This window comes from Desulfosarcina sp. (assembly GCF_055467485.1).
Genome location: NZ_JBUOIV010000005.1, coordinates 36,135 through 58,337 on the forward strand (window position 1 = coordinate 36,135; position 22,203 = coordinate 58,337).

Genomic DNA, 22,203 nt, shown 5'->3' on the forward strand with positions numbered 1-22,203 from the left:
GGTTTCAGCCGATATCGGTCTTGGGCCCGCCATTGCCATCCGCCCTGGCGCCGGCCAGGGCGTTTTTCACGGCCTTGCCCAGGCTGTCGATCATATAGGGCTTTTTCAGGTACTCTCCGGCACCGAGGCGCTGGGCGGTTTTCACCTTGTCCGTTTCCGCATAGCCGCTGGCGATGATGCCCCGCTGTCCCGGGTGAAGCCTGATGATCTGACGCCAGGTTTCAAGGCCATCCATGCCCGGGTCCATGATCATGTCCAGAACCACCAGGTCCACCGTGTGGTCTTTGAGGTAGGCCACGGCGGCTTCACCGCTGTCCACGGTGTGGGCCTTGTAGTTCAGCCGCTGGAGCAGGTGGGTGGCGATTTTCCGCTGGGACGCCATGTCGTCCACCACCAGAACGGTTTCGCCGCTGCCCCGGATGGCCGCCAGGCTGAGCCGCGGGGCTTTTTCTTCCACGGCGTCACGGGAGAGCGGGAAGTACAGGTCAAACACGGTGCCTTCACCCGGTATGCTGTGCACATCGATGTAACCGTGGTGATCCTGAACGGTTCCCCAGACCACGGCGAGTCCCAGCCCGGTGCCGCTCCGCCCCATCTTTTTCTTGGTGTAGAAGGGTTCGAAGATGCGGTTCAGATCGGTCTGGCTGATTCCTTCACCGCTGTCCTTCACCCGAAGTCGCACGTATTCTCCCGCTTTGACGGTATCGTATCCCCGGATGGCGCGGTCCATGTAAAGGCTCTGGGTCGAAACGATGATCTCGCCGCCGCTGGGTTGGGCCTCGGCGGCATTGGATATCAGGTTCATGATGGTTTTGTTCAGATGGACGGAAGACCCCCTGATATTGGGAAGATCGGCAGCCAGCTCGAAAGCAAAGCGGACGTCCGGGTAGTAGGCCCGCAGTTTTTGATACTCGGCAGAGCGCTGCTGCCCCTCGATGAGGCTGTTGAGGTTCAGGGCTTCACTGTTACTGACCCCGCGACGGGCCAGGGTCAACAGATCCTGGACGATGGTAGCGGCTTTTTGCCCCGACTCCTTGATCGTCTCGATGGGTGCGCGCAGGGCGCTGTCTTCGGGCAGGTCCATCAGCAGCAGGTCCGGGTAGCTGACGATGCCGGACAGCACGTTGTTCAGGTCGTGGGCCACGCCGCCGGCCAGCAGGCCCAGCGATTCCATTTTCTTTGAGCGTTCCAGCTGATGCTGCAGCGCCTCTTTTTCTTTTTCCGCCACACGGCGTTCGGTAATGTCCCGGGTGACGCCCAGGATTCCGGTCGGCCGGTTTTCTTTATCCAGCAGGAAGGAGGCGGTTACCTCACATATGAACGTCGATCCGTCCTTGCGGTACAACTCCAACTCCATGGTGACGGAGCGCTTAAAGTCGCCTGTCCGTTCACCGGCGGCCATCTGTTCAGCGAATATATGCCCGGCCATGTCCAACGACGCAGGGGTGAGCGTTTTTTCAATGGTCAGGGTTTCCAACTCAGCTGCGTTCCAACCCTGCATCCTGGTGGCCACCGGGCTGACATAGGTGTAGTTCAGATTCAGATCCATGGTCCAGATGATGTCGCTGATGTTTTCCGACAGCAGCCGATGTTTCTGCTCGCTGGCGCGAAGAGCCTCCTGCGTGCGGGTCCGCTCCTCGATTTCCTGTTGGAGTTCCAGGTTGGACGCCATCAGTTCGGCGGTGCGATCCTCGACCCGCTCTTCGAGGCGGGTCTTTGAATTCAGCAGCCGCAGGTAGAGCTGCATGATCACAAAGACCATCACCAGGGCAAAAAACACATAGGCATGCATGTAGATGGTTTCGGGGATCCAGACGGCGTCCATCCTGCCGATGACATCTCCCTGGTGCCGCACCTGGGCGCTCAGTGTTACCCGCGGCATCAGGTGCATGGCAATCAGCATCCTGTCGAGACGTGTGGCTGGCTCCCGATCGATTTCCTGGAACGGGTCGCCGTTGTGATGGGTGACCTTCAGCGATTCGTAGCGGTCTGAAAAGGCAGCCAGTTTCAGATACTCATAGACCCCCTGGCGGTTGTAATTCCACATGGCGTCTTCGATGATGCGGGCGTGGGTCTCGATGCGCGACTGGGCCATTTCCATGGCGCGTTTTTCGTAAACCATGATGAAGGCGCAAAATCCGATGGTCAGCAATACCGCGGTCACCAGGGAAACTGATTTCTGGGTCATTTTCCGGTGCTCCCGTCGTCTGTTTTGTCGATGCCATAGTATCGAATGATCCGGTCCAGGCGGTCGATGGTCGAGTCTTCAAGCTGTCGGGTGAAAAGAATGTATCGGCGGTTGCCTTCGGGCGCGTCCGTAAAGGTGATCATCTTGAAATCCGACGCCGGAAGGCCGGCCCGCGTCAGCAGATCGTCGGCCTCTTCCCGGGCGATGAAAAGATAATCCACCCGACGGGTGTGGATCATTTTGAGCATGCTCACGTTGTCCGCGAGCGTTATGGTCTGGTTGGGCTGGAACTGGTCGAGCAGCCGGTCGATGAAATCCCCATAGGAGTAGCCGTCTTTCCTGAGCAGCCGCAGATGCGGGTTGGCGAGTGTCTCGGCGAGGGTCTTGCCCGGTTGGATCAATTCCTGATCGGCCCTGGCAAGGGCAATGGTGGGCCGGTCCTGGTAAATCGGTTGGCTGAATTTGGCAAAGTCTTCCCGTTCGGGTGTCTTGAACCATCCTGCCGCTCCCTCCCGGCCGCGGTTGGCTTTAATGATGTCCAGTTGCCGCCTGGCCGGGGTTTTCTGCCAGACCAAAGGAATCCCCGCCTGTTGAAAAACGAAATTGATGCGATCGCCGATGATGCCGCCAACACCCTTGCCCTGGCTGATATAGTAAGGATGCCTTTCGTGGTAGTGGACGATGATATTGCCGCCGCTGTAAGGATCGTTGTCTGCCTCCCGAACCTCGGGACCTGGACGGGATGGTGCGGTCGGGTATATGGCGGTCCTCACATACAGCGCCATGGTGATGGCGGCCAGACACACCGCACAGACGACCATGGTCGATTGATCAGGTTTCATCAGGCGCCCCTGCCTGCTGCAAAAGAGGCGTTTCGTTGATCGGGGGCCTTGGCGGATGAGATGGCCCGGATGCCCCTGAGACGGCTTCCCAACGGACTTTTTTTCCGTTGACAGCCCGCCGGCCCAGTGGTCTCCGTATTGGAGGGGGCGCGGTTGACCTTGCAAATGACGGGTCTATGATCGGACTGCCGGCAAGATCGATCATGGCTGTCGGTGCGTCACTTTCTGGCTTTGCCGGCCAGATATTCAATCGAGACCCGCACCACCACCGTCTGGTCCATCAGGCGGTCGATGTAGGCATCTCCCGCCGCTGTGTGATCCGGGGCATATTTGGCCACCAGGGCACGCAGGGCGTTTTTTTTCAACACCTTGTCTTCGATAACCTCGGCGTTGCCGGACACCACCACGCTTTCGTAGCGGGTGGAAAATTTTTCGGGGAGCAATTCGGTTTTCCCCACCACACAGAAGGAGACCCCGTTGTTGGCGGTGATGTTTTCCAGCTTCTGGCCTTCGGTGGCGCAGTGAAAGAAAATGCTGTTTTCCATCACGACGTAATTCACCGGTATGCCGTAAGGCCGGTTGCTTTTGTCCGACGTGCTCAATATGCCGTACTCGCCGCGTTGCAGCAGCGCCATGGCGGCGGCATCGTCAAGCCGCCGGTCCTCCCGTCTCAATGGTTTCGTCATGGGTCATCCCTTTCCCCGGGCCTGTACCAAGGTACAGGCCTTTGGGCTGATTTCTCTTCATGGTTCGGATACCTTTTTTTGGTGTGGATTGCAAATCAAAGCATCAGGCAGGAAGGCAGATGGTCGCAGTTTTGGCCCTTGGGCGGGGGCGGCAGCCTCAGTGGGTCGCCGTTGCCACCAATTCCTCTAGATGGGCGACCAGCCGTTGCCGTGTCTCAAATTTTTCGATTACGGTGCATTTGACGGCTTGCAACTCCTTTTTGAAGTTTTCAATGACCGCCTGATTCTCTGTGGCGAATCCGGCCAGCAGACCGGACGTTTTCACCTGGTAGCGGTGAGGTGGGATGTTGGCAATAACCAGGGTGTCGCTGCCGGTTGTCGAGTCCGGCGGTGACTTGAGTACAAAAATAAAGCTGGGGCACTCGGTGGTGAGGTGAAACTGGAAATTATCATGGGCCTCGATCAGGTTGATGGCACTGCGGATATGCCGGATCCGCCAGTTACGCTCCTGTGGGTCGCCGCAGCGCAGAATGTAATCCGCCAGGCACTCTCGGCACACATATTGTTCAACCGGGTGCTGGTTGAGGTTGATCAGCAACCGGTGTTTGCGCTCTTTGACGATGGTTTCAACCAGGTCGCCATACAGGGGGTGCTCCTCGCAAAGGCGATTTTCAGCATAGCGGCGGTGACCTTCGGCGCGTAGGCAGGAGGCTGGCCGGGGACTGACGATGATGTGTCGACCGGCGTGCCGCTCCACCGAAAGCAGCATCAGATCAAAGGTGAAACTGTCATGGACCGGGTGCAGCGCGGATGATATCCGGATACGCCGGGTGGTCTCGACAAACAAGGGAATGTCGGCCTCACTCAAGGTCGCCCGATCAAAGCGGGTCATCATCTCATCGATCTGCTTGAGTCCCAGGTCCAGGGCGATGGCAAGGGCGATGAGCTTGTCCCGGCCGACATTGGTGATGGTCCCTTTTTCGAGATCCAGGATGTATGGGTTCGACAGTCCCGAGATGGAGGCGATCTGGTTCCGAGACAGGGGACTTTGCTTTAACAGGTCCTGGATGTAGGCGCTACGGGCGTGCTGTTGTTGATTCATAAAGAGCTTTCCCCCCCGGAAGGATGACCATTATCCTTGTCATTTGCATATCACATCCGCCAATTATTTTCATGATATTTTGCATATATTTTAAACTGTGTTTAAATTTCGTCCTTATAATTTTATAAAACATTATAATTATCTTAAATTACATAATATAAAAAATTTAAATACTATTGTAAATAATTCATAAACCAGCATTTAGTTATGTGTTGACAGGCTGCTTTCGCATTGTTAAAAAGGATCATCTCGCAAAAAAACGTGCAACCCTCCGAGGGCAGGGCATCCGGTCCAACCATAGATTTATCCAAGATGGACATGCCGTCCCATCGTCCCGGCGGGGTATTTGTCACCCCAACTGGCAGTGTCGAAAAAGAAAAGGCAGATTGCCATGGTTGATTGCCACGAGATCACCACCGTTTTTACCGGCGGCCGGCTCATCAACGGTGCCGGTGACCCGGAAATCAACGAATCCTGCGTCGTGGTGGCCGCCAAGGCCATTCGTTTTGCCGGTCCGAGGCAAAATGCCCCGATTCCCGCGGATGTCCGCGAGGTGGACATCTCCGGGAAAACCATCATGCCCGGTCTCATTGACGCCCATGTACATGCGGGCAACATTGCCCTTCAGATGGAGGAAACGGCCAGTCTGAGCCCGGCCGTTTACGTCCACAGGACCACGCGCAACCTGGAAACCGATATCGATTTGGGATTTACCACCGTGCGGGATGCGGCAGGCCTGGATTGGGGTTTCGTCGACGCCATCGATCAGGGCTTGATCAACGGCCCGCGCCTGTTGCTCAGTGTCTCTCCGCTGACGCCCACCGGGGGACACTTCGACATGCGCGGGATTTTCGGTACCGCCAGCGTGGCCCGCAACCGGCTTGGGATCTATCCGGAGATATGTGACGGCCCGGACGCGGTTCGCAAAGCTGCCCGCGCGGTCCTGCGTCGTGGGGCCAATCAGGTGAAGGTCGCTGCCGACGGCGGAGTGGATTCCCCCAGCGACCAGCCGGGGCACTGGCAGTTTTCCGTTGCCGAGCTGAAGGCTGCGGTAGAGGTGGCCGAGGCAGCCGGTACTTACGTGATGGCTCATGCCTACAGCCCGCAGGCCATCGGCAACTGCCTGGCGGCAGGCGTCCGCAGCATCGAGCACGGCAACCTGCTGGATGAGAACACCGCCCGTCGCATGGCCGCCGCTGGCGCCTACCTGGTTCCCACGCTCACCGTCTATGATATCCTCACCGGCGAGGCAGGCAGCGCTATGGCCGGCTACGCCAGACAAAAGATCGGCCAGGTCTCACAAGCCGGCCGCGAGGCGGTCCGCATCGCCCGGGAGGCCGGGGTCAGGATTGCCTCGGGATCGGATATCATCGGTCCTTTCCAGCATCTCAAGGGCAGGGAATTGGCCATCAAGGCCGAACTCCTCTCGCCCATGGAGGCCATTGTCTCGGCCACCCGCACCAACGCCCAGCTGCTGAACATGGCAGACCGGATCGGCACACTGGAGGCGGGTAAGGATGCGGATCTCATCGTACTGGACGGCAACCCGCTGGCGGATCCGACGCTTTTCGAACGGGGGCGGGAGACAGTGCTACTGGTGATGAAGGCCGGACAGGTCATGAAAGACCGTTTGCCGCGGCCCGAAAGGAACCGCTGATGGAAGCGGCGCATCTGCTGGACGTTCAGGGCTTGGAAACCCATTTTTTCACCTTTGATGGTGTGGCTCGCGCCGTTGACGATGTCTCCTTTCACCTGGACCGGGGCGAGGTGCTGGGGATCGTCGGAGAATCGGGGTGCGGCAAAAGCGTCACCGCACAGACGATCATGCGGCTGATTCCCGAGCCGCCGGGCAGAATCGTCGGAGGGCGGATCCTTTTTGACGGTGTGGATATCGCCAAGCTGTCCATGGAGACCATGCGGGGCATCCGCGGCAACCGCATCGCCATGATCTTCCAGGAGCCCATGACCTCCCTGAACCCCGTGTTCACCATCGGCAACCAGATTTCTGAAATGTTCATCCAGCATGAGGGCCTGTCGCGAAAGGCCGCGCTGGAAAAGGCCGTGGCAATGTTGAAGCGGGTCCAGATCCCGGCCCCGGAGCGTCGGGTTCAGGCCTATCCCCACCAGCTTTCCGGCGGCATGCGTCAACGCGTCATGATCGCCATGGCCCTGGCGTGCAATCCGGAGATCCTGATTGCCGACGAGCCCACCACCGCTCTGGATGTGACCGTGCAGGCCCAGATTCTGGACATCATGCTCACCCTGCGCCAGGACTACGACACGGCCATCATGATGATCACGCATGATCTGGGGGTCATCGCCGAGATCGCCAACCGGGTGGTGGTGATGTATGCCGGCAAGGCGGTGGAATCGGCCCGCACTGAGGTCGTTTTTGAAGATCCCAAGCATCCTTACACCCGTGGGCTGCTCAAATCGATACCCAAACTGGGTAATCGGGCCACGCACGGGCGTCAACGGCTGTCGGAAATCCAGGGGATGGTGCCGGGCCTGCTGAACATGCCCGGCGGGTGTGCTTTTCATCCGCGCTGCCGGCATGCCATGGACGTGTGCCGCAGCACGGTTCCGGAACTCAAGGAAACCGACGAGGGGCACACGGTGCGCTGCTGGCTTTATTGAGAGCACATGCCGAAGCCATTGCCGGCAGAAAGGAACCCAGACGATTGACAACGCTGCTCCAGGTCGACAACCTGAAAGTCCATTTCCCCATCAAGCGTGGGCTCCTGTCCAAAACGGTGGGCCACGTGTTTGCCGTCGACGGGGTGTCGTTCTCACTCCAGAAGGGGGAAACCCTGGGAATCGTCGGCGAAAGCGGGTGTGGAAAGACGACGGCGGGGCTGGGGATCCTGCAGCTCATCAGACCCACCGCGGGTCGCATCGCCTATAATGGGCAGGACATCACGGGTACGGACCGGCGGAGCCTGCGGGCCCTTTGCAAGGAGATGCAGATCATTTTCCAGGACCCCTACTCGTCCCTGAATCCCCGTCTTACGGTTCAGCAGATCTTGTCCGATCCCATGGAAATCCACGGCCTCTATCCGGGTAAGGAGCGGGCCGAGCGCGTGGCTTACCTGCTGGAAAAAGTGGGCCTTTCACCGGACTATGGCCGGCGCTATCCCCACGAGTTTTCAGGCGGGCAGCGTCAGCGGGTGGGCATTGCCCGGGCCCTGACCCTTGACCCCAACCTGATCGTGGGCGACGAGCCGGTGTCCGCTCTGGACGTGTCGATTCAGGCGCAGATCATCAACCTGCTGATCGATCTGCAGGCGGAGTTCGGCCTCTCCTACATCATCATCGCCCATGACCTGGCCGTGGTGGAGCATCTGTGCGACCGGGTGGCGGTGATGTATCTGGGCCGCGTGGTAGAAAGCGGAAGCTACCGCGACCTGTACCAGCACCCCAAGCACCCCTACACCCAGGCACTGCTGTCGGCGGTGCCGGTGCCTGAACCGGGAAGGAAGAAGGAACGGATCATCCTCCAGGGTGATGTGCCCAGCCCGATCCAACCGCCTGCCGGGTGCCACTTCCACCCCCGCTGCCCCCGGCGCATGGATCATTGCCATGAGTCGGTTCCGACGCTGAAAGATGTTTCACCGGGCCATGCGGTCCGTTGTTTTCTCTACGAGTGAAAAAAATGGCCGATGGCGCACGCTGCATACGGAGTCACTGTCGGCTAACTGAACCAACCGCAAGACAAGGAGGCGTAAAGATGAAAAAAACGTTATTGAAACTGGGTGTCGTTCTTTGCCTGTCGCTGATGGCGGCAACGGCCATGGCCGCCGCCGACCTGGTGGTCGCCGTGGACAGCCCCCCGCGGACCATGAACCCCCACGGCTCCGATGCGGATGCCAACCTGTCGGTCATGGCCAACTTCTTCGACGGCCTGCTGCAGCTCACCGGGGGCAAATTCGAGCCGGCACTGGCCGAGCGCTACGAACACCCGGACCTGCTTACCTGGAAGTTCTATCTGAGAAAGGGAGTCACCTTCCACAACGGCAACACCTTCGATGCCCAGGACGTCAAATTCTCCTTCGAGCGGCTCAACAATCCCGAGGTGTCTGAATTTACCAACACGGGCAAGAGCCTCGACACCATCGAGATCATCGATGATTACACGGTGGTCATCAAGACCAAGGAGCCCATCCAGTGGTTTGCCAACAACCTGCACCAGATTTTCATCATGGACAAGGAATCCACAGAAGCCCGCGACGTGGGCGACGTGGGCCAGAATCCGATCGGCACCGGTGCCTACAAGCTGACCGAATGGGTCAAAGGCTCCTACCTGCGCATGGCGGCCAATGAAAACTACTGGGAAGGGGCGCCGCCGATCAAGACCGTCGAGGTCAATCCCATCACCGAGTCCTCCACCCGCTTCGCCGCCCTCGTCTCAGGCAAGGTGGACATGGTCACAGGCGTGCCGGTGGAGCTGTTCGAGAAAGTGGCTGCCAACCCCAAGCTGGATGTGATCAACCGTCCCGCCCGCCGGGCGATCTTTCTGGCGCTGGGCAACGCCCAGGGCACCCCGACTGCGGACATCCGCGTGAGAAAAGCCATGTACATGGCCATTAACGAGGATGAGATCGTGGAAAAGGTCATGCGCGGCCAGGCCACGCCCACGGCACAGGTGCCCGACGCGGCAACCATCGGCTTCAATCCCGACCTCAAACGCTACCCCTACGACCTGGCCATGGCCAAGCAACTGATGAAGGAGGCCGGCTACGAGAAGGGCTTTGAAATCACCCTGGCTGCTCCCAACGACCGCTATGTGCAGGACGCCAAGATTGCCGAGGCCGTGGCCAAATACCTGGCCAAGATCGGCATCACGGTGAACCTGGACGTGAAGCCCAAATCCGTGTTCTTCCCCGAAGTCCAGGAAGCCAAGCACAACTTCTACCTGATCGGATGGCTGGACGGTGCCTTCGATATGGGACGCACTTATTTCAACCTGATTCACAGCTACGACAAAGAGCGCGGCTACGGCACCTGGAACGGCACCCGCTTCAGCGACGCCGATATGGACCGCATGCTGCAGTCCACGACCAACATCGTCGATCAGGCCGAGCGGGCCAAGGTGCTTCAGGACCTGAACAAGCTGACCATGATCGACAAGATCGCCTGGATTCCGCTGCATTATCAGCAGGACATCTATGCGTTGCACAAGGCCAAGAAGATCCAATTCACGCCCCGGGCCGACATGTGGATGGTCTATAAGGAAATCAGCAAATAACCGTGGGTACAAACCGGCGGCGCCGCGCCTGAACGGGCGGCGCCGACCAGTCGGAACGAATGTTTACCTATATCCTGAGAAGACTGCTACAGGGCGCCTTCGTTCTTCTGGGCGTGACCCTGATCTGCTTTATCATCTTTCGCTACATGGGCGACCCCGTCCAGACCCTCGCCGGCCAATACGCCACCACCGAGGAGCGCGAGATGATCAGGCAGACCTTTGGCCTGGACAAGCCGGTGCATGTCCAGTACGGACGATTCCTGGCCAATGCCGTGCAGGGCAATTTCGGGCTCTCCTATGTGAGTCGGGTGCCGGTGCTGCGCTTGATCCTGGAGCGTTTTCCGGCCACTTTCGAGCTGGCCCTTACCGCGGTTTGCATGGCTTTTACCATCGGGCTCATCCTGGGTGTGGTGGTGTCGCTGAAACCTTACGCCGTGGGCAACCGCCTGATCATGGCCGGTTCGCTGGCCGGCATTTCCATCCCGACCTTTCTGATCGGCATCCTGCTCATCATGGTGTTTTCCGTCTGGCTTGAGATTCTGCCGCCCTTCGGCCGGGGTGACACCGTCACCCTCGGTTTCTGGCGCACCGGCCTGTTGAGCATAGACGGCATCAAACACCTGATCCTGCCGGCCACCACCCTGGCCATGTACCAGTTGGCGGTGCTCATGCGCCTGACTCGGGCCGGCATGCGCGAAGTCCTGGCCGAAGAGTTTATCAAGACGGCCTGGGCCAAAGGGCTGCCCCCGTTCAAGGTGATTTTCAAACACGCGCTGCGCAATGTGTTGATTCCCGTGGTGACCATGACAGGCCTGCAGTTCGGGGAAATCCTGGCCTTCGCCATCGTCACGGAAACCATTTTCCAATGGCCGGGCATGGGCAACCTCCTGCTGACCTCCATCTACGAGTCGGACCAACCGGTCATCGCCACCTACATCATGCTGGCGGCCTTGATGATCCTGATCATCAACATCGCCGTGGACATCCTCTACGCCCTGTTGAACCCGAAAATACGCTATGACTAAGCACCGCATCAAATCCCGGTTACTTTACCATTACCTGCACGATCCCTCCGCCATTGCCGGGAGTGTGCTGATGGTGGTGTTCATCCTGGTGGCGCTGCTGGCGCCGTTGCTGGCGCCCCAAAATCCCTATGACCTGGAAACCGTGAGCCTGGAGAATTTTCTTCAGCCACCGGTCTGGATGGAGGGGGGCAGCGCCCCATTCTGGCTGGGAACGGACGATCAAGGCAGGGGGATTTTCAGCACTATTCTCTACGGACTGCGCACCTCATTGCTCGTGGGGTTCAGCGTGGTGAGCATTGCCGGGACCTTTGGCGTGGTGATGGGTCTGCTGGCCGGCTACTACGGTGGCTGGATCGATGCCGTGACCATGCGGCTGGCCGACACCTTTTTCTCTTTTTCCACCACCTTGATGGCCATTCTCCTGCTGGGACTGTTCAAAGAGCGGGGCATCTTCACGGTGGTGGCGGCCATCTGCATGGTGGATTGGGTCCGTTATGCCCGCACCATGCGGGGCAGTGTCCTGGAAGTCAAGCAGGAGGCCTATGTCATGGCTGCCAAGGCCACGGGTGCCGGTGATTTCCGGTTGCTTTTCAAGCACCTGATGCCCAACGCCATTCCGCCGATTTTCGTGGTCGTGGCCGTGGATCTGGCCGTGGTGATTATGCTCGAGGCCACCTTGAGCTTTCTGGGTGTCGGCGTACCCATCACGCGGCCCTCCCTGGGCATGATGATCGCCATCGGCAAGAACTATATCTACGCGGGCATGTGGTGGATGGTGGTTTTTCCGGGAGCCACCCTGATTCTGCTGGTGGTCGGCATCAACCTTTTTGCCGACTGGCTGCGGGAAGAGCTGAACCCCAAGATCGAACGGCAGGGATAGCCATTCCTGGGAATGAAACGCGATCGGGAAACCATGAAAATCGATATGAATGGCTTCATTGCCGGCAGGATTGATACATTCATCGAAGACCTCAAGACCCTGGTCAACATCGACAGCAGCAGCGACAACATTGCCGGCATCGCGCACGTGGCACCGTTTTTAAGCCGGCGGCTGGCGGCGATCGGCTTTTCCGTCCGGATAGAGAAGTTGGGGGACCGGGGCGTGCCCTGCCTGCAGGCCGCCAACCGCTCCGGGGACCGGCCCTTCGATATTCTGTTCTTGGGGCACATGGACACGGTATTTCCGACGGGTGAAGCGGAGAAACGGCCCTTTGCCCTTGACGGAGACCGGGCCACCGGACCCGGTGTCTGCGACATGAAAGGCGGATTGCTGGTGGCCCTGCACGTCCTGGAGGCCCTTCATCACGACGGGGTGCTGGACCGATTGTCGATCGGCGTGTGTTTCAACGGCGACGAAGAGGTCGGATCGGCGGCGGCGAGGCAGTGGATCGAAGAACATGCCCGCAACAGCCGACGGGTATTCGTCTTCGAACCCTGCCGTCCGGGCCACCGGTTCGTCCTGCAGCGAAAAGGGGGCGGCGGATTTCAGATCACGGCCCGGGGTGCGTCGGCCCATGCCGGAGTGGAGCCGGAAAAGGGGGCCAACGCCGCCGTGGAGATCGCCCACCAGGCGATAGCTGTTCAGCGGTTCAACGACGATGCCGGCGAGGGCGTTTCGGCGCACGTGACCGTGATTCGCGGCGGGGATAAAACCAACATCATTCCGGACGAGGCGCGGGCGTCGGTGGATGTGCGCGTGGCTAAGAAAAGCGACGTGGCGCCGGTCGAGGCATTCTTTCAATCGCTGCCGGAGAACACCCATGTGCCGGGAGTCACGCTGACGGTGAGCGGCGGTGTCGGCCGCCCGCCCATGGAAGCTGACGAGCGCACCATGCAGTTGTGGCGGCTGATAGAGGAAAAGGCCGCGGAAGTCGGTTTGCCGATCGAGTTTATATCCACCGGCGGCTGCTCGGACGGCAATTTCACATCCGCTCTGGGCATTCCCACCATCGATGGTATGGGACCCGTCGGCGCCAATGCCCACCGTCAGGACGAGTATGTGGAGTTGGGCAGCATCGTCCCCCAGGTCCAGCTCATCGCTTCCGTGTGTAAGGCAATCGCTCAGGAGAAGAAGTAGAGCATAGCGCATTTATATTTTTATTCGTCACCCTTCCAACTCGACCGTCTCCACCAGCACGCGGGCCGTACCCTGCTTGTAAAAGCCCAGCCGCTTGGCCGCCCCGGCGCTCAGATCGATCATCCGCCCTTCGATAAACGGTCCGCGATCGTTGACCCGCACGACGATGCTTCGTCCGTTGGACAGGTTGGTCACGCGCACGAAGATGGGCAGGGGCAGGTGTTTGTGGGCGGCGCTGAGCCCATCCGGGTTGAAGGCTTCGCCGTTGGCCGTCATGTGTCCGCCGCGCTGCCGGTAGGTTTCATCGCCGTACCAGGAGGCGATGCCTTTTTCGCGGTAGGTCTGCGCCTGGGCCACTGTCATGGGCACATAGCGCTTGCCCCGGACCGTATAGGGCGAAGCCTTGACGCGGCCCTGGGCGATGGCTTCCTTGGGGGAGAGGCCGTCGATGGTGTCGATGTCGTCGTGGGTCAGGGGCCAGGAGAGCGGGGCGGTGACCACGTCGAAGGTGAATCCGCCGACCGTGTAGACGGTGCTGCCGGCAAATTTGGTCACCTTGTAGGCCAGGACCACGGTTCCCTTGGTCAGCCGGTAGGTGGTGCGTATCACGCCGCAGGCCGACAGGAGGAGCACTACCGAGACCGCCAGGGTCAGGCAGAGGCGAATTGGCTGTCTGTTTTCCGGATTACGCATGATTTAAGGCATGATCACCGTTTTCTCACCACCAGGCTGCCGATGGAATAGCCCGCACCGAAGGAGCAGATGACGCCGTGGTCGCCGGGTTTCAGGTCCTGGTGATAGAGGTGAAAGGCGATCAGCGAACCGGCCGAGGCGGTGTTGGCGTAGCGGTCCAGCACGATGGGCGCTTCATCGAAGGTGGTCTCGCGCCCCAGCAGCTTGCCGCCGATATGCAGGTTCATGTTGATGTTGGCCTGGTGAAGCCACCAGCGCTTGATGTCGGGCACCTTCAGTCCGTGCCGGGAGATATGGTCCGTCAAATGCTGGACGGCCAAGGGGCAGACCTCTTTGAACACCCGGCGGCCGTTCTGGTGAAACAGCTTGTCGGCACCGAACGGATCCACATCGTTGGCCCGGCTGACATAGCCGAAGTTGGAGCGCACATGGCTGGAGAACTTGGTCTGGGCCCGGGTGCCGAGGATTTCGTAACTGTAAGGCGCCGCGCAGGTATCGGCTGCCTCCACAATCGTTGCCGTGGCCACGTCGCCGAAGATGAAGTGGCTGTCCCGGTCGCAGAAATTGACCTGGGGCGAGGTCAGCTCCGGGTTGATGGCCAGCACGCAGCGGGCCGTGCCGGCCGCGACCATTTCGTAGGCGCGGTGCAGGGCGAAGGTGGCCGCCGAGCAGGCCACCAGCATGTCGAAACCGAAGCCGTCGATGCCCAGGGCCTCCTGCACCTCGATGGCGATGGCCGGATAGGACCGCTGGGTGTAGGCGCAGGAGACGATGACGGCATCGATGTCGGCCGCTGTCTTGCCGGCGGCCTCCATGGCACCGCGGGCGGCGTGGACGGCCATTTCGGCCTGGTCGGAAAGCGCCTCGTCCGGCCGCTCCGGAATGGCCGGGCGCATGCGGTCCACATCCAGAATCCCATCCTTGATGTAGGCATAACGCTGTTTGATGCCGGAGGCTTTTTCGATGAATTCCACCGAGCTGAGCGGTTTTTCTTCTCGTTCGCCTGCCGCGATGGCCTCGGCGTGCCGGTCATTGTAGCGGGCGGCCCATTCGTTGTAGGCGGTTACCAGTTCGTCATTGGTGATGATATGGTCGGGCGTCCACAGGCCGCTGCCGCTGATGACAACCGTGGGTCGTACTGATGGTGACATGGCTATCCTTTGGTGCTCGCTAAAACTTTATCAGGGTGTCACGTTGCCGTTCAATTGCTTTTACCGCCCTGCCTTTACACCAGAACCTTCAAAAACGCCACGGCAAAGGGCAGGTGGGGGAAGGTTTTGGTTTCCCCTTCCTCAAAGCCCAATGCCTTGTAGAAAGCCTTCAAACCGGTATCCGCGGCGATGATCCCGATGCCCACGCTGGCAGCGCCCGATTTACGGGCCTGGCTGATAGCGTGGCGGACCAGGCGGGTCCCGTATCCCTTGCCGCGATGGTCCGGAAGCACAGCCAACCGCTCCATGTAGAAGGTCGCCTGCGATGCCTTTTCCAGGCCGACACATCCGACGGCAACGCCCCCGGCCGACAGGATGAAATAGCGCACCCCCCGCCGCAGATCCCTTTCAACCCATTCACGGGTATAGTTCGACGGGTGCCTGGGGCAGTTCTGCGGGGTCAGTTCGAACCGGTCGGCCACATCCGCAAAGCTTTGGCGGATCAGCCTGGACAACCGGTCGATGTCCGCTTCCGACGCTTGAACAATCAAAGGGTTTGGGTGTGCAGCCATTGGATCATCCGTTCAGGGCGTTTTCAAAATCGTCGATCAGATCCTGCGTGTCCTCGATGCCCACGGAAAGGCGTACCAGGGCGTCGCTGATGCCGGCCGCCTTGCGTTCCGCAGCGCTCATGCCGGCGTGGGAGGTGGTGGCCGGGCGGGTGACCAGGGTCTCCACGCCGCCCAGGCTGGGGGCCACGATGGGAACCGTCACGCGCTGCATGAACCGCTCGGCGGCGGCAAGTCCGCCTTTCAGCTCGAAACTGACCATGCCGCCGAAGCCGTCCAGCAGCGCTTTGGCCCGGTCATGACCGGGATGGTCGGGCAGGCCGGGGTAGTTGACCCGGTCGACGGCCGGATGGGCGGCGAGGGCCTCGGCAATGATCTGGGCGCTACGGTTCTGGTGACGGACACGCAGGGCCAGGGTTTTCATCCCGCGGTGCAGGAGGAAGCAGGCGTGGGGATCCAGGCTGCCGCCCAGGTGAATCAGCTTGTGGGCGATCTTTTTCACAAGCGTATCCTTGCCGATGACCGCCCCGGCCACGATGTCCGAATGGCCGTTGAGATATTTGGTGCAGCTGTGCAGGGAAATGTCGTAGCCCCACTCGGCCGGCCGGAAATTGAGCGGCGTGGCGAAGGTGTTGTCGATCATGGAGATCAGGCCGTTGGTCCCGGCAAACCCGGCCAGGGCCTTCAGGTCTCCCACCTGGATCAGCGGGTTGGTGATGGTTTCCGCATACAGCCCCCGGGTGTTGGGCTTGAGCAGGGAGGTCCAGGATGCGGGATCGTCGGCATCGATGAAATCGAACTGAAACCCCAGCGGAACGAAATCCGAGACGATGAAATCCTGGGTGCCGCCGTACAGGCAGTTCTGCACCAGGATGTGGTCGCCGGGGGAGAAGAGGGCCAGCAGGGTCGTTGTGATGGCCGCCATGCCGCTGGCGGTCACCAGGGCGGCCTCGGCGTTCTCCAGGGCCGCCAATTTTTTGTGAAGCACCTCGTGGTTGGGGGTGTTGTTCATGCGGATGTATTTCAAGTTGTCATAGCTGGACTGGCCGGCGTACTCGAAGGTGGACGACTGGAACACCGGCAGGCTGACGGCTCCGCAGATGCGCGTTTCGGGCTCTCCGGCATGGATCAACCGGGTGTCGATGCGATGGTGTTGACTGAGCATGGCGACTCCTTTGACGGTCGGGCAGGTTGAAAATTTCTATTTGATCTTTATTTTGATTGCATGGAAACACAAATCCTTAGCATGTTTTCAGCGGAGAGACCATGATCGAATCGACTGCCTTCGGCACCATGACCATCGACGGCCGGACCTACACCTCCGATCTGTTCATCTTTCCCGACGGGCGCGTCAAGGACGGCTGGTGGCGGCGGCGCGGGCACACCCTTCACGTTGACGATATCCAGTTGCTCGTCGACGGTGCACCGGCGCTGATCGTGGCGGGCACGGGCACCAGCGGGCGCATGCGGCCGGAGGCGGATGTTTCACCCTTTCTTGCGGAAAGGGGCATCGACTTCATTGCCGAGCCCAATCCCCGGGCCGTGGAAATATACAATCATAAAAGCGCAGAGGGATTGAAAGTCGGCGCCTGCTTTCACCTGACCTGCTGATGCTTTCGCCGATACCGTCGGTTGGGTCGCGAATGAAACGGAACGGCTTTTCAAGAGGAAACGGGCGGTGCCCGGTTTCAGGCTGGAGCGCCTGCCAGCCGCGAAAAGGGTAATTTTATAAGCCAGAGGATCACAGGTTGAAAACCAAGAACACAAGTGATTTCGAAATGGTCCTGGAAGTTCACAATGCCGGTGATCGTGTCTTTCTCAGGTCCATCCTGGATGCGGAAGGAATCGACTATTTCATCCTGGGGGAGACGGTTGCGCCCTATATCTTCAATTCCGTGCCCATGCGGCTCATGGTCAGAAAAGAGCAGGCCGCACTGGTTCGCGAACTGTTGGAGAATTTTGTGCAAGCTCATGCCTATGGCGGCTTGACGCGAATGCTCGACTGATCAGATCCGCCAACTTGCCATGCGAGACCCGGATGCCCAGCCGTTTATAAAGTGACTATAGCGCTTTTTCCACAATTTTCTTGATCGGAAACCAATACAATCAGATTGTCAATCAGGAATTTCTTATCCCTCATCATCTTTATCATGTCGATACGATTTCCCTTACCCCTGACGGACGACTGATCCTGAAGGAATGGAAATAGCTCCGAAAAGATGTTTAAAAACGCTGGCAGCTATCAACATGGATGGATTCATTAAAAAAGCAGAGGCTGTCATTGTTGACCGAGCCTTTGAACGCAACTATTGGACTTTGGAACTGTACCTTCGTAGACTACTTAAATAAGGATTATTTTGAGCACCTTAAAAAATCAATGATTCCGTTCAGCCGATCATTTGCGGCGATGTTAAGAATCCTGAAGAGCACTGTCAATTAAACAAGAAACTGTAACCTTTGGCTCCATTGGACCGCAATAGGCAGGTGACTGTGGATAAGGCTGATTCATCATTCAACGTTTCATTAGCGAATTCCGCATGCTTTTGCCGCCCATGAGCCATGCGTGATTGTCCATCTTGGTACAAGAAACGCATGAGTCGTTTTTTAGAAGAAAATGAGACTGTCGTTGATACACAGACAGGATTGATGTGGACAAAGGATGCCTCTCTATTGGATTTTCCCATGAGTTGGGATGAGGCATTCAATGCCATCAAAGCATTCAATCTTTCAGGCCTTTATGGATACAATGATTGGAAACTTCCGAATCGTAAGGAATTGTTCAGCTTGATAAGCCATAAAACGATTAACCCGAGCATACCAACGGAAAACCCATTTACGAATATTTTTCCAGTCTATTATTGGACTTCTTCAAGTTGTGCCAGACTTCCGAATCAAGCATGGTACGTCCATTTTGGCGGGGCAAGGGTGTTTAAAGGAATGAAATATGGTTCCTATATGGTTTGGCCTGTTCGCATTGCAGAAAAAAGGATCCACAGCCAACTTTATCGGACCGGCCAACAGTATTGCTATGATGAAGATGGTGTCACCATAGACTGTCACAATACGGGTCAGGATGGCGAATTCCAGTCCGGCATAAACCATAAAGAACCCCGCTTCACAGAAAATAACCATTTTTTATACGACAGCGCTACTGCTTTAACATGGATGAAAAGGGCAAATCTAACCCAGGAAACGGTGGATTGGGCGTCGGCTTTCCATTCATTGTTAAAGATGAACAAAGAAAGTAAATATGGCTACAATGATTGGCGCGTCCCGAATATCGTTGAGCTTGAAAGTTTAATAGATATTGGCCGCCATTCCCCGGCGCTGCCGTATGGCCATTTGTTTTCTGATGTAAAGGACTTTTACTGGTCTTCAACGACCAGCATGTATGATACGAATTATGCATGGGTGCTCTACATGATAGACGGTGCGATTGGAGTCGGGTATAAACCGTTGTCAGAATTTTATCTTTGGCCGGTAAGGGGAAAAGAAATTACAATTATTCGATAAGCGCTAATAAACCATTTTTTTCGAAGAACGATGAGGGGTCTTGACGCGGTTCTGCCATTTGCATTACCGGGCAAAAAAGCGGCCACAAAGAATGAAACATATGTCTTGACATCAAGATATATGCGGTTACCTTTGGGCCATGGAAACGGGATCCCACATACGCCTGATACTGGGCCGGGCAGCCAAGGCCGTTGAACGGGTCGACCGGGCCAGCATTGCCGGGACGGGTCTCAATGCAAGCGATTTTGGCATCCTGGAGGCGCTATTGCACAAAGGGCCGCTGCCCATCAACACCATCGGCAAAAAGGTCCTCTTGACCAGCGGGTCGATGACCGCTGCGGTCAACCGCCTGGCGGAGAAGGGGCTCGTTGAACGGACGCAGGATCCGGCCGATGGCCGCTCTTTCAAGCTTCACCTGACCGATTCCGGGTTCAGGCTCATCGATGACGCCTACGAAAAGCACGCCCGGAACCTTGAAAACATCGCCGACATTTTAACCCCCGAAGAACGCAGGGAACTGGTCAGGCTGCTCAAAAAGATCGGCCTGCATGCCGACGGCGTTGCGATCGCCTGATGTTTACCTCAATCAAGCATTCAATCTGGATGAACACATACATGAAAAGGAGATCACTACCATGAAGGTCCTTATTGTATACTACTCCACCTACGGGCATATCCACCAAATGGCCGAGGCGATTGCCCAGGGCGTCCGGGACGTCGACGGCGCCGAAGCCCAATTGCGGCGGGTCCCCGAGACGCTTCCGCAGGCAGTGCTCGAACAAATGGGTGCCGTCGAGGCCCAGAAGGCTTTTTCCCAGGTGCCGGTTTGCACCGTCGAAGAACTGGCTTCCGCAGACGCGGTGATTTTTGGGACGCCGACGCGATTCGGCAATATGTGCGGGCAAATGCGCCAATTCCTGGATGCCACCGGCCAGCTGTGGGCCCAAGGTGCGCTGGTGGGCAAAGTCGGGAGTGTCTTTACCAGCACGGCGACGCAGCACGGGGGGCAGGAATCCACCATTTTGTCATTTCACACCACGCTCCTGCATCACGGTTTCGTGATTGTCGGTTTGCCCTATGCCTTCCAGGGCCAGATGCGAATCGATGAGATCACCGGCGGGTCGCCGTATGGCGCGTCGACGATTGCCGGCGGGTCAGGTGAGCGGATGCCCAGCGAAAATGAATTGGCCGGGGCGCGATTTCAAGGCAAACATGTCGCCGCGATTGCTGCCAAACTTAAGTCCTGACCGGGCAGCCGGGTCGCCTGCCGGGTGTTGAACCGTTAACGCCATGGCACCCCCCGCGGCTTGCCGCGGGGGGTGGTCGCCTGGGATTGCCCACGTGAGATCGAAGCCATTCATGGAGACGGAACGATGATTGAAATCGCCGCCGTATATGGTAGCCCCCGCCGCCAGGGCAATTCGTCCACGCTGCTCAGGCACGCCGTCTCCGGCGCCCGTGAAGCGGGTGCCAGCGTCACCGAAATCGTGCTGCGGGATCTGAAAATGTCGCCCTGCTTCGAAATATACGGCTGCAAGGAGGCCGGGCGGTGTGTGATCAAGGACGACTACGGGGATGTCGAGGAACTGCTGCAGCGCATCGACGGCCTGATGCTGGCCTCACCGATTTTCTTTTACACGGTCAGTGCGCACACCAAGATCCTGATGGATCGCTGCAATTCCCTGTGGGTCAAGAAATACTGGATAGAAAAGAGACCCTTCGGCCAGAAAAGCTATCCCCGCAAGGGCCTGTTTATTTCCGTCGGCTCCACCAGGGGGAAACGCCTGTTCGACGGCGCGTTGCTCAGCGTCAAGTATTTCATGGATGCCCTGGATATGGAGTTATGGCAGTCTCTGGTTTTCAGGGGCATCGAAACGGAGGGGCAGATTGCCGAATCTCCCGCCTCTCTGGAAGCGGCCTACAGGGCGGGCAATGACTTGGTTCGGGCGTTGGCGGATAGTGACCACCCTGACGATGATCATGGTCCTCCGAACGATCTTCAGTAATGGCGCGGGGGGTAATACGCCCCCCATTGGCTGTGGATGATTTCCCTGTTGCATGCAAGGGCCTGGTCCAGGTTGTCGATATCCGAAAAGGGGCCGGACACGGAATTGATCCCCGTATAGTTGGAGACTATCAGGTAGCGCCCGTCATCGAGGATGATGCCTGCTCCGGTGTGAAGGCCGTCCCAGGGGTCCTCGTCCCACTTGACACTTCTCATAAAGGTCTTGTAGCCGGCGCGATCTAACATGAACTGCGCAAAGTAGGCCGCATCCGTACATTGGGCGCTTTTCTTAAAAAATGTAAAATAGACACCGCTGGCAGGCGTTTTTCGAAAAAAGAAATTTTTATTGATATAGTAGCTGATCAATTCCGGTGCATTGAGGCGGTCGGCAACCGTATGGAACCGTTTCCAGCGGGATTGCTCGACGGCCTTTTCTATCTCCTTCCAGTCGTTGACGCTGAAGACTTCCTTTTTGGTCATGAAATCGTCCATGATATAGCTTTGCATCTGCCGGTCAGTATGCCGCTTGACGAGCAGCGCATATTCTTGCGTTTCCGCATCGGCCTGCAGCCCACCGATGATCTTGCGGATATTGGCTCCGGGCAGCAATCGCGGCTCACCGTTCCAGGCAGCATCAAGAATCTTTTCCAGCGTGTAAGCCGGTTCGGTGCGGGCGGGCCTGTCCTGGCCGGTTGTCGGTCCGGATACTGCCGGCAGGTGCGGCGGACCCTCGTCATCGGCCTCGCAGGCAAGGTCGAGGCCCAGAAGCATGCCGGAAACCTCCCATTTCTCATCCTGGAGCATCCAGAATAGGGCCTGCAGCGGTGAGCAAAATAGGCGGTGCCCGGGCAGGCCGATGGTATTCATCCGAGCAAACATGTGATCGAAGCGTTCAGGGGCCCGGCGGTAGAGATGTCGCAGGTTGTCCAGGGCCAGGCGTGAGGCGTCGCCTTGAAACCACCGGATTTCGGGGAGTTTGGCCAGCTCAATGGCCAACAGCGGGTTTGACTTGCCGATGTGAGCCAGATTTTGTTCAATGGAAGCCATTTTCTGACAGCTTACTTGAATCGGCTGAAATAGAAAGGCTTATTTCACTTTTTGTTGAAC

General features: G+C 58.2%; 22 protein-coding genes. 13 read left to right on the forward strand and 9 right to left on the reverse strand.

The annotated features are described in order from the left end of the window. Positions 1-4: 4 nt before the first annotated feature. From ACZCED_RS03940 to ACZCED_RS03955, 4 genes are all read right to left on the reverse strand, one after another. Positions 5-2,188 carry a hybrid sensor histidine kinase/response regulator gene (locus ACZCED_RS03940; protein WP_464860249.1) on the reverse strand — a complete coding sequence of 728 codons (2,184 nt, stop codon included), beginning with the start codon at positions 2,186-2,188 and terminating at the stop codon, positions 5-7. Beyond that, positions 2,185-3,030 (reverse strand): substrate-binding periplasmic protein, encoded by an 846-nt coding sequence (locus ACZCED_RS03945; RefSeq protein WP_464860250.1) that lies wholly within the window; start codon positions 3,028-3,030, stop codon positions 2,185-2,187. Before ACZCED_RS03945 ends, ACZCED_RS03940 begins: the two co-directional genes overlap by 4 nt. A 218-nt stretch (positions 3,031-3,248) precedes the next feature. Next, positions 3,249-3,716, reverse strand: coding sequence for a pyridoxamine 5'-phosphate oxidase family protein (locus ACZCED_RS03950; RefSeq protein WP_462967597.1), 468 nt, complete (start codon positions 3,714-3,716; stop codon positions 3,249-3,251). Between the two features lie 157 nt (positions 3,717-3,873). After that, on the reverse strand, positions 3,874-4,818 hold the full coding sequence (locus tag ACZCED_RS03955; RefSeq protein WP_462967598.1) for a helix-turn-helix domain-containing protein: 945 nt from the start codon (positions 4,816-4,818) through the stop codon (positions 3,874-3,876). A gap of 391 nt (positions 4,819-5,209) precedes the next feature. On the opposite strand from ACZCED_RS03955, the gene ACZCED_RS03960 reads away from it, so the two are divergent. The 7 genes from ACZCED_RS03960 to ACZCED_RS03990 all read left to right on the forward strand — a co-directional run bounded on the left by ACZCED_RS03960 (position 5,210) and on the right by ACZCED_RS03990 (position 13,165). Beyond that, complete coding sequence (locus ACZCED_RS03960) at positions 5,210-6,475, forward strand: metal-dependent hydrolase family protein (RefSeq protein ID WP_464860251.1); 1,266 nt, start codon at positions 5,210-5,212, stop codon at positions 6,473-6,475. After that, positions 6,475-7,455: an ABC transporter ATP-binding protein gene (locus tag ACZCED_RS03965; protein ID WP_462967600.1), complete on the forward strand. Its 981-nt coding sequence runs from the start codon at positions 6,475-6,477 to the stop codon at positions 7,453-7,455. The genes ACZCED_RS03960 and ACZCED_RS03965 overlap by 1 nt, the downstream gene beginning before the upstream one ends. Further along, positions 7,452-8,465, forward strand: coding sequence for an ABC transporter ATP-binding protein (locus tag ACZCED_RS03970; protein WP_464860252.1), 1,014 nt, complete (start codon positions 7,452-7,454; stop codon positions 8,463-8,465). The genes ACZCED_RS03965 and ACZCED_RS03970 overlap by 4 nt, the downstream gene beginning before the upstream one ends. 80 nt (positions 8,466-8,545) lie before the next feature. After that, a complete protein-coding gene (locus tag ACZCED_RS03975) occupies positions 8,546-10,063 on the forward strand; it encodes an ABC transporter substrate-binding protein (protein WP_462967602.1) in 1,518 nt (505 codons plus the stop codon). 59 nt (positions 10,064-10,122) lie between these two features. Next, positions 10,123-11,088, forward strand: coding sequence for an ABC transporter permease (locus ACZCED_RS03980; RefSeq protein ID WP_462967603.1), 966 nt, complete (start codon positions 10,123-10,125; stop codon positions 11,086-11,088). Then, the gene (locus ACZCED_RS03985) at positions 11,081-11,968 is read left to right on the forward strand and encodes an ABC transporter permease (RefSeq protein ID WP_462967604.1); all 888 of its coding nucleotides are present in this window, start codon (positions 11,081-11,083) and stop codon (positions 11,966-11,968) included. The genes ACZCED_RS03980 and ACZCED_RS03985 overlap by 8 nt, the downstream gene beginning before the upstream one ends. Before the next feature lie 12 nt (positions 11,969-11,980). After that, entirely contained in the window at positions 11,981-13,165 is a 1,185-nt protein-coding gene (locus ACZCED_RS03990; protein WP_464860253.1) for a M20 family metallopeptidase, read from the forward strand. A 27-nt stretch (positions 13,166-13,192) separates the two neighbouring features. Here the strand turns inward: ACZCED_RS03990 and ACZCED_RS03995 are convergent, their stop codons facing one another. The 4 genes from ACZCED_RS03995 to ACZCED_RS04010 form a co-directional block, all read right to left on the reverse strand. Next, entirely contained in the window at positions 13,193-13,858 is a 666-nt protein-coding gene (locus ACZCED_RS03995) for a septal ring lytic transglycosylase RlpA family protein (protein ID WP_462967606.1), read from the reverse strand. Positions 13,859-13,872: 14 nt separating this feature from the next. Further along, positions 13,873-15,009 (reverse strand): beta-ketoacyl-ACP synthase III, encoded by a 1,137-nt coding sequence (locus ACZCED_RS04000; RefSeq protein WP_464860254.1) that lies wholly within the window; start codon positions 15,007-15,009, stop codon positions 13,873-13,875. 74 nt (positions 15,010-15,083) lie between these two features. After that, on the reverse strand, positions 15,084-15,581 hold the full coding sequence (locus ACZCED_RS04005; RefSeq protein WP_464860255.1) for a GNAT family N-acetyltransferase: 498 nt from the start codon (positions 15,579-15,581) through the stop codon (positions 15,084-15,086). Positions 15,582-15,585: 4 nt separating this feature from the next. After that, a complete protein-coding gene (locus ACZCED_RS04010; protein ID WP_464860256.1) occupies positions 15,586-16,743 on the reverse strand; it encodes a trans-sulfuration enzyme family protein in 1,158 nt (385 codons plus the stop codon). Positions 16,744-16,844: 101 nt separating this feature from the next. Here ACZCED_RS04010 and ACZCED_RS04015 point away from each other — a divergent pair, with 101 nt between their 5' ends. The 6 genes from ACZCED_RS04015 (at position 16,845) to ACZCED_RS04040 (ending at position 21,097) form a co-directional block, all read left to right on the forward strand. Then, a complete protein-coding gene (locus tag ACZCED_RS04015; RefSeq protein ID WP_462967610.1) occupies positions 16,845-17,189 on the forward strand; it encodes an Mth938-like domain-containing protein in 345 nt (114 codons plus the stop codon). 137 nt (positions 17,190-17,326) lie between these two features. After that, positions 17,327-17,584, forward strand: a complete 258-nt coding sequence (locus ACZCED_RS04020) for a putative signal transducing protein (protein ID WP_462967611.1) — start codon at positions 17,327-17,329, stop codon at positions 17,582-17,584. Positions 17,585-18,170: 586 nt separating this feature from the next. Beyond that, positions 18,171-19,091, forward strand: coding sequence for an Lcl C-terminal domain-containing protein (locus ACZCED_RS04025; RefSeq protein WP_464860257.1), 921 nt, complete (start codon positions 18,171-18,173; stop codon positions 19,089-19,091). Positions 19,092-19,230: 139 nt separating this feature from the next. Further along, complete coding sequence (locus ACZCED_RS04030) at positions 19,231-19,665, forward strand: MarR family winged helix-turn-helix transcriptional regulator (RefSeq protein WP_462967613.1); 435 nt, start codon at positions 19,231-19,233, stop codon at positions 19,663-19,665. 61 nt (positions 19,666-19,726) lie between these two features. Then, the gene (gene wrbA, locus ACZCED_RS04035) at positions 19,727-20,338 is read left to right on the forward strand and encodes an NAD(P)H:quinone oxidoreductase (protein ID WP_462967614.1); all 612 of its coding nucleotides are present in this window, start codon (positions 19,727-19,729) and stop codon (positions 20,336-20,338) included. A 126-nt stretch (positions 20,339-20,464) separates the two neighbouring features. Then, positions 20,465-21,097, forward strand: coding sequence for a flavodoxin family protein (locus ACZCED_RS04040; RefSeq protein WP_462967615.1), 633 nt, complete (start codon positions 20,465-20,467; stop codon positions 21,095-21,097). Here ACZCED_RS04040 and ACZCED_RS04045 read toward each other — a convergent pair. Further along, on the reverse strand, positions 21,091-22,143 hold the full coding sequence (locus tag ACZCED_RS04045) for a hypothetical protein (RefSeq protein WP_462967616.1): 1,053 nt from the start codon (positions 22,141-22,143) through the stop codon (positions 21,091-21,093). The two genes, ACZCED_RS04040 and ACZCED_RS04045, sit on opposite strands and share 7 nt — an antisense overlap. Positions 22,144-22,203: the final 60 nt, after the last annotated feature.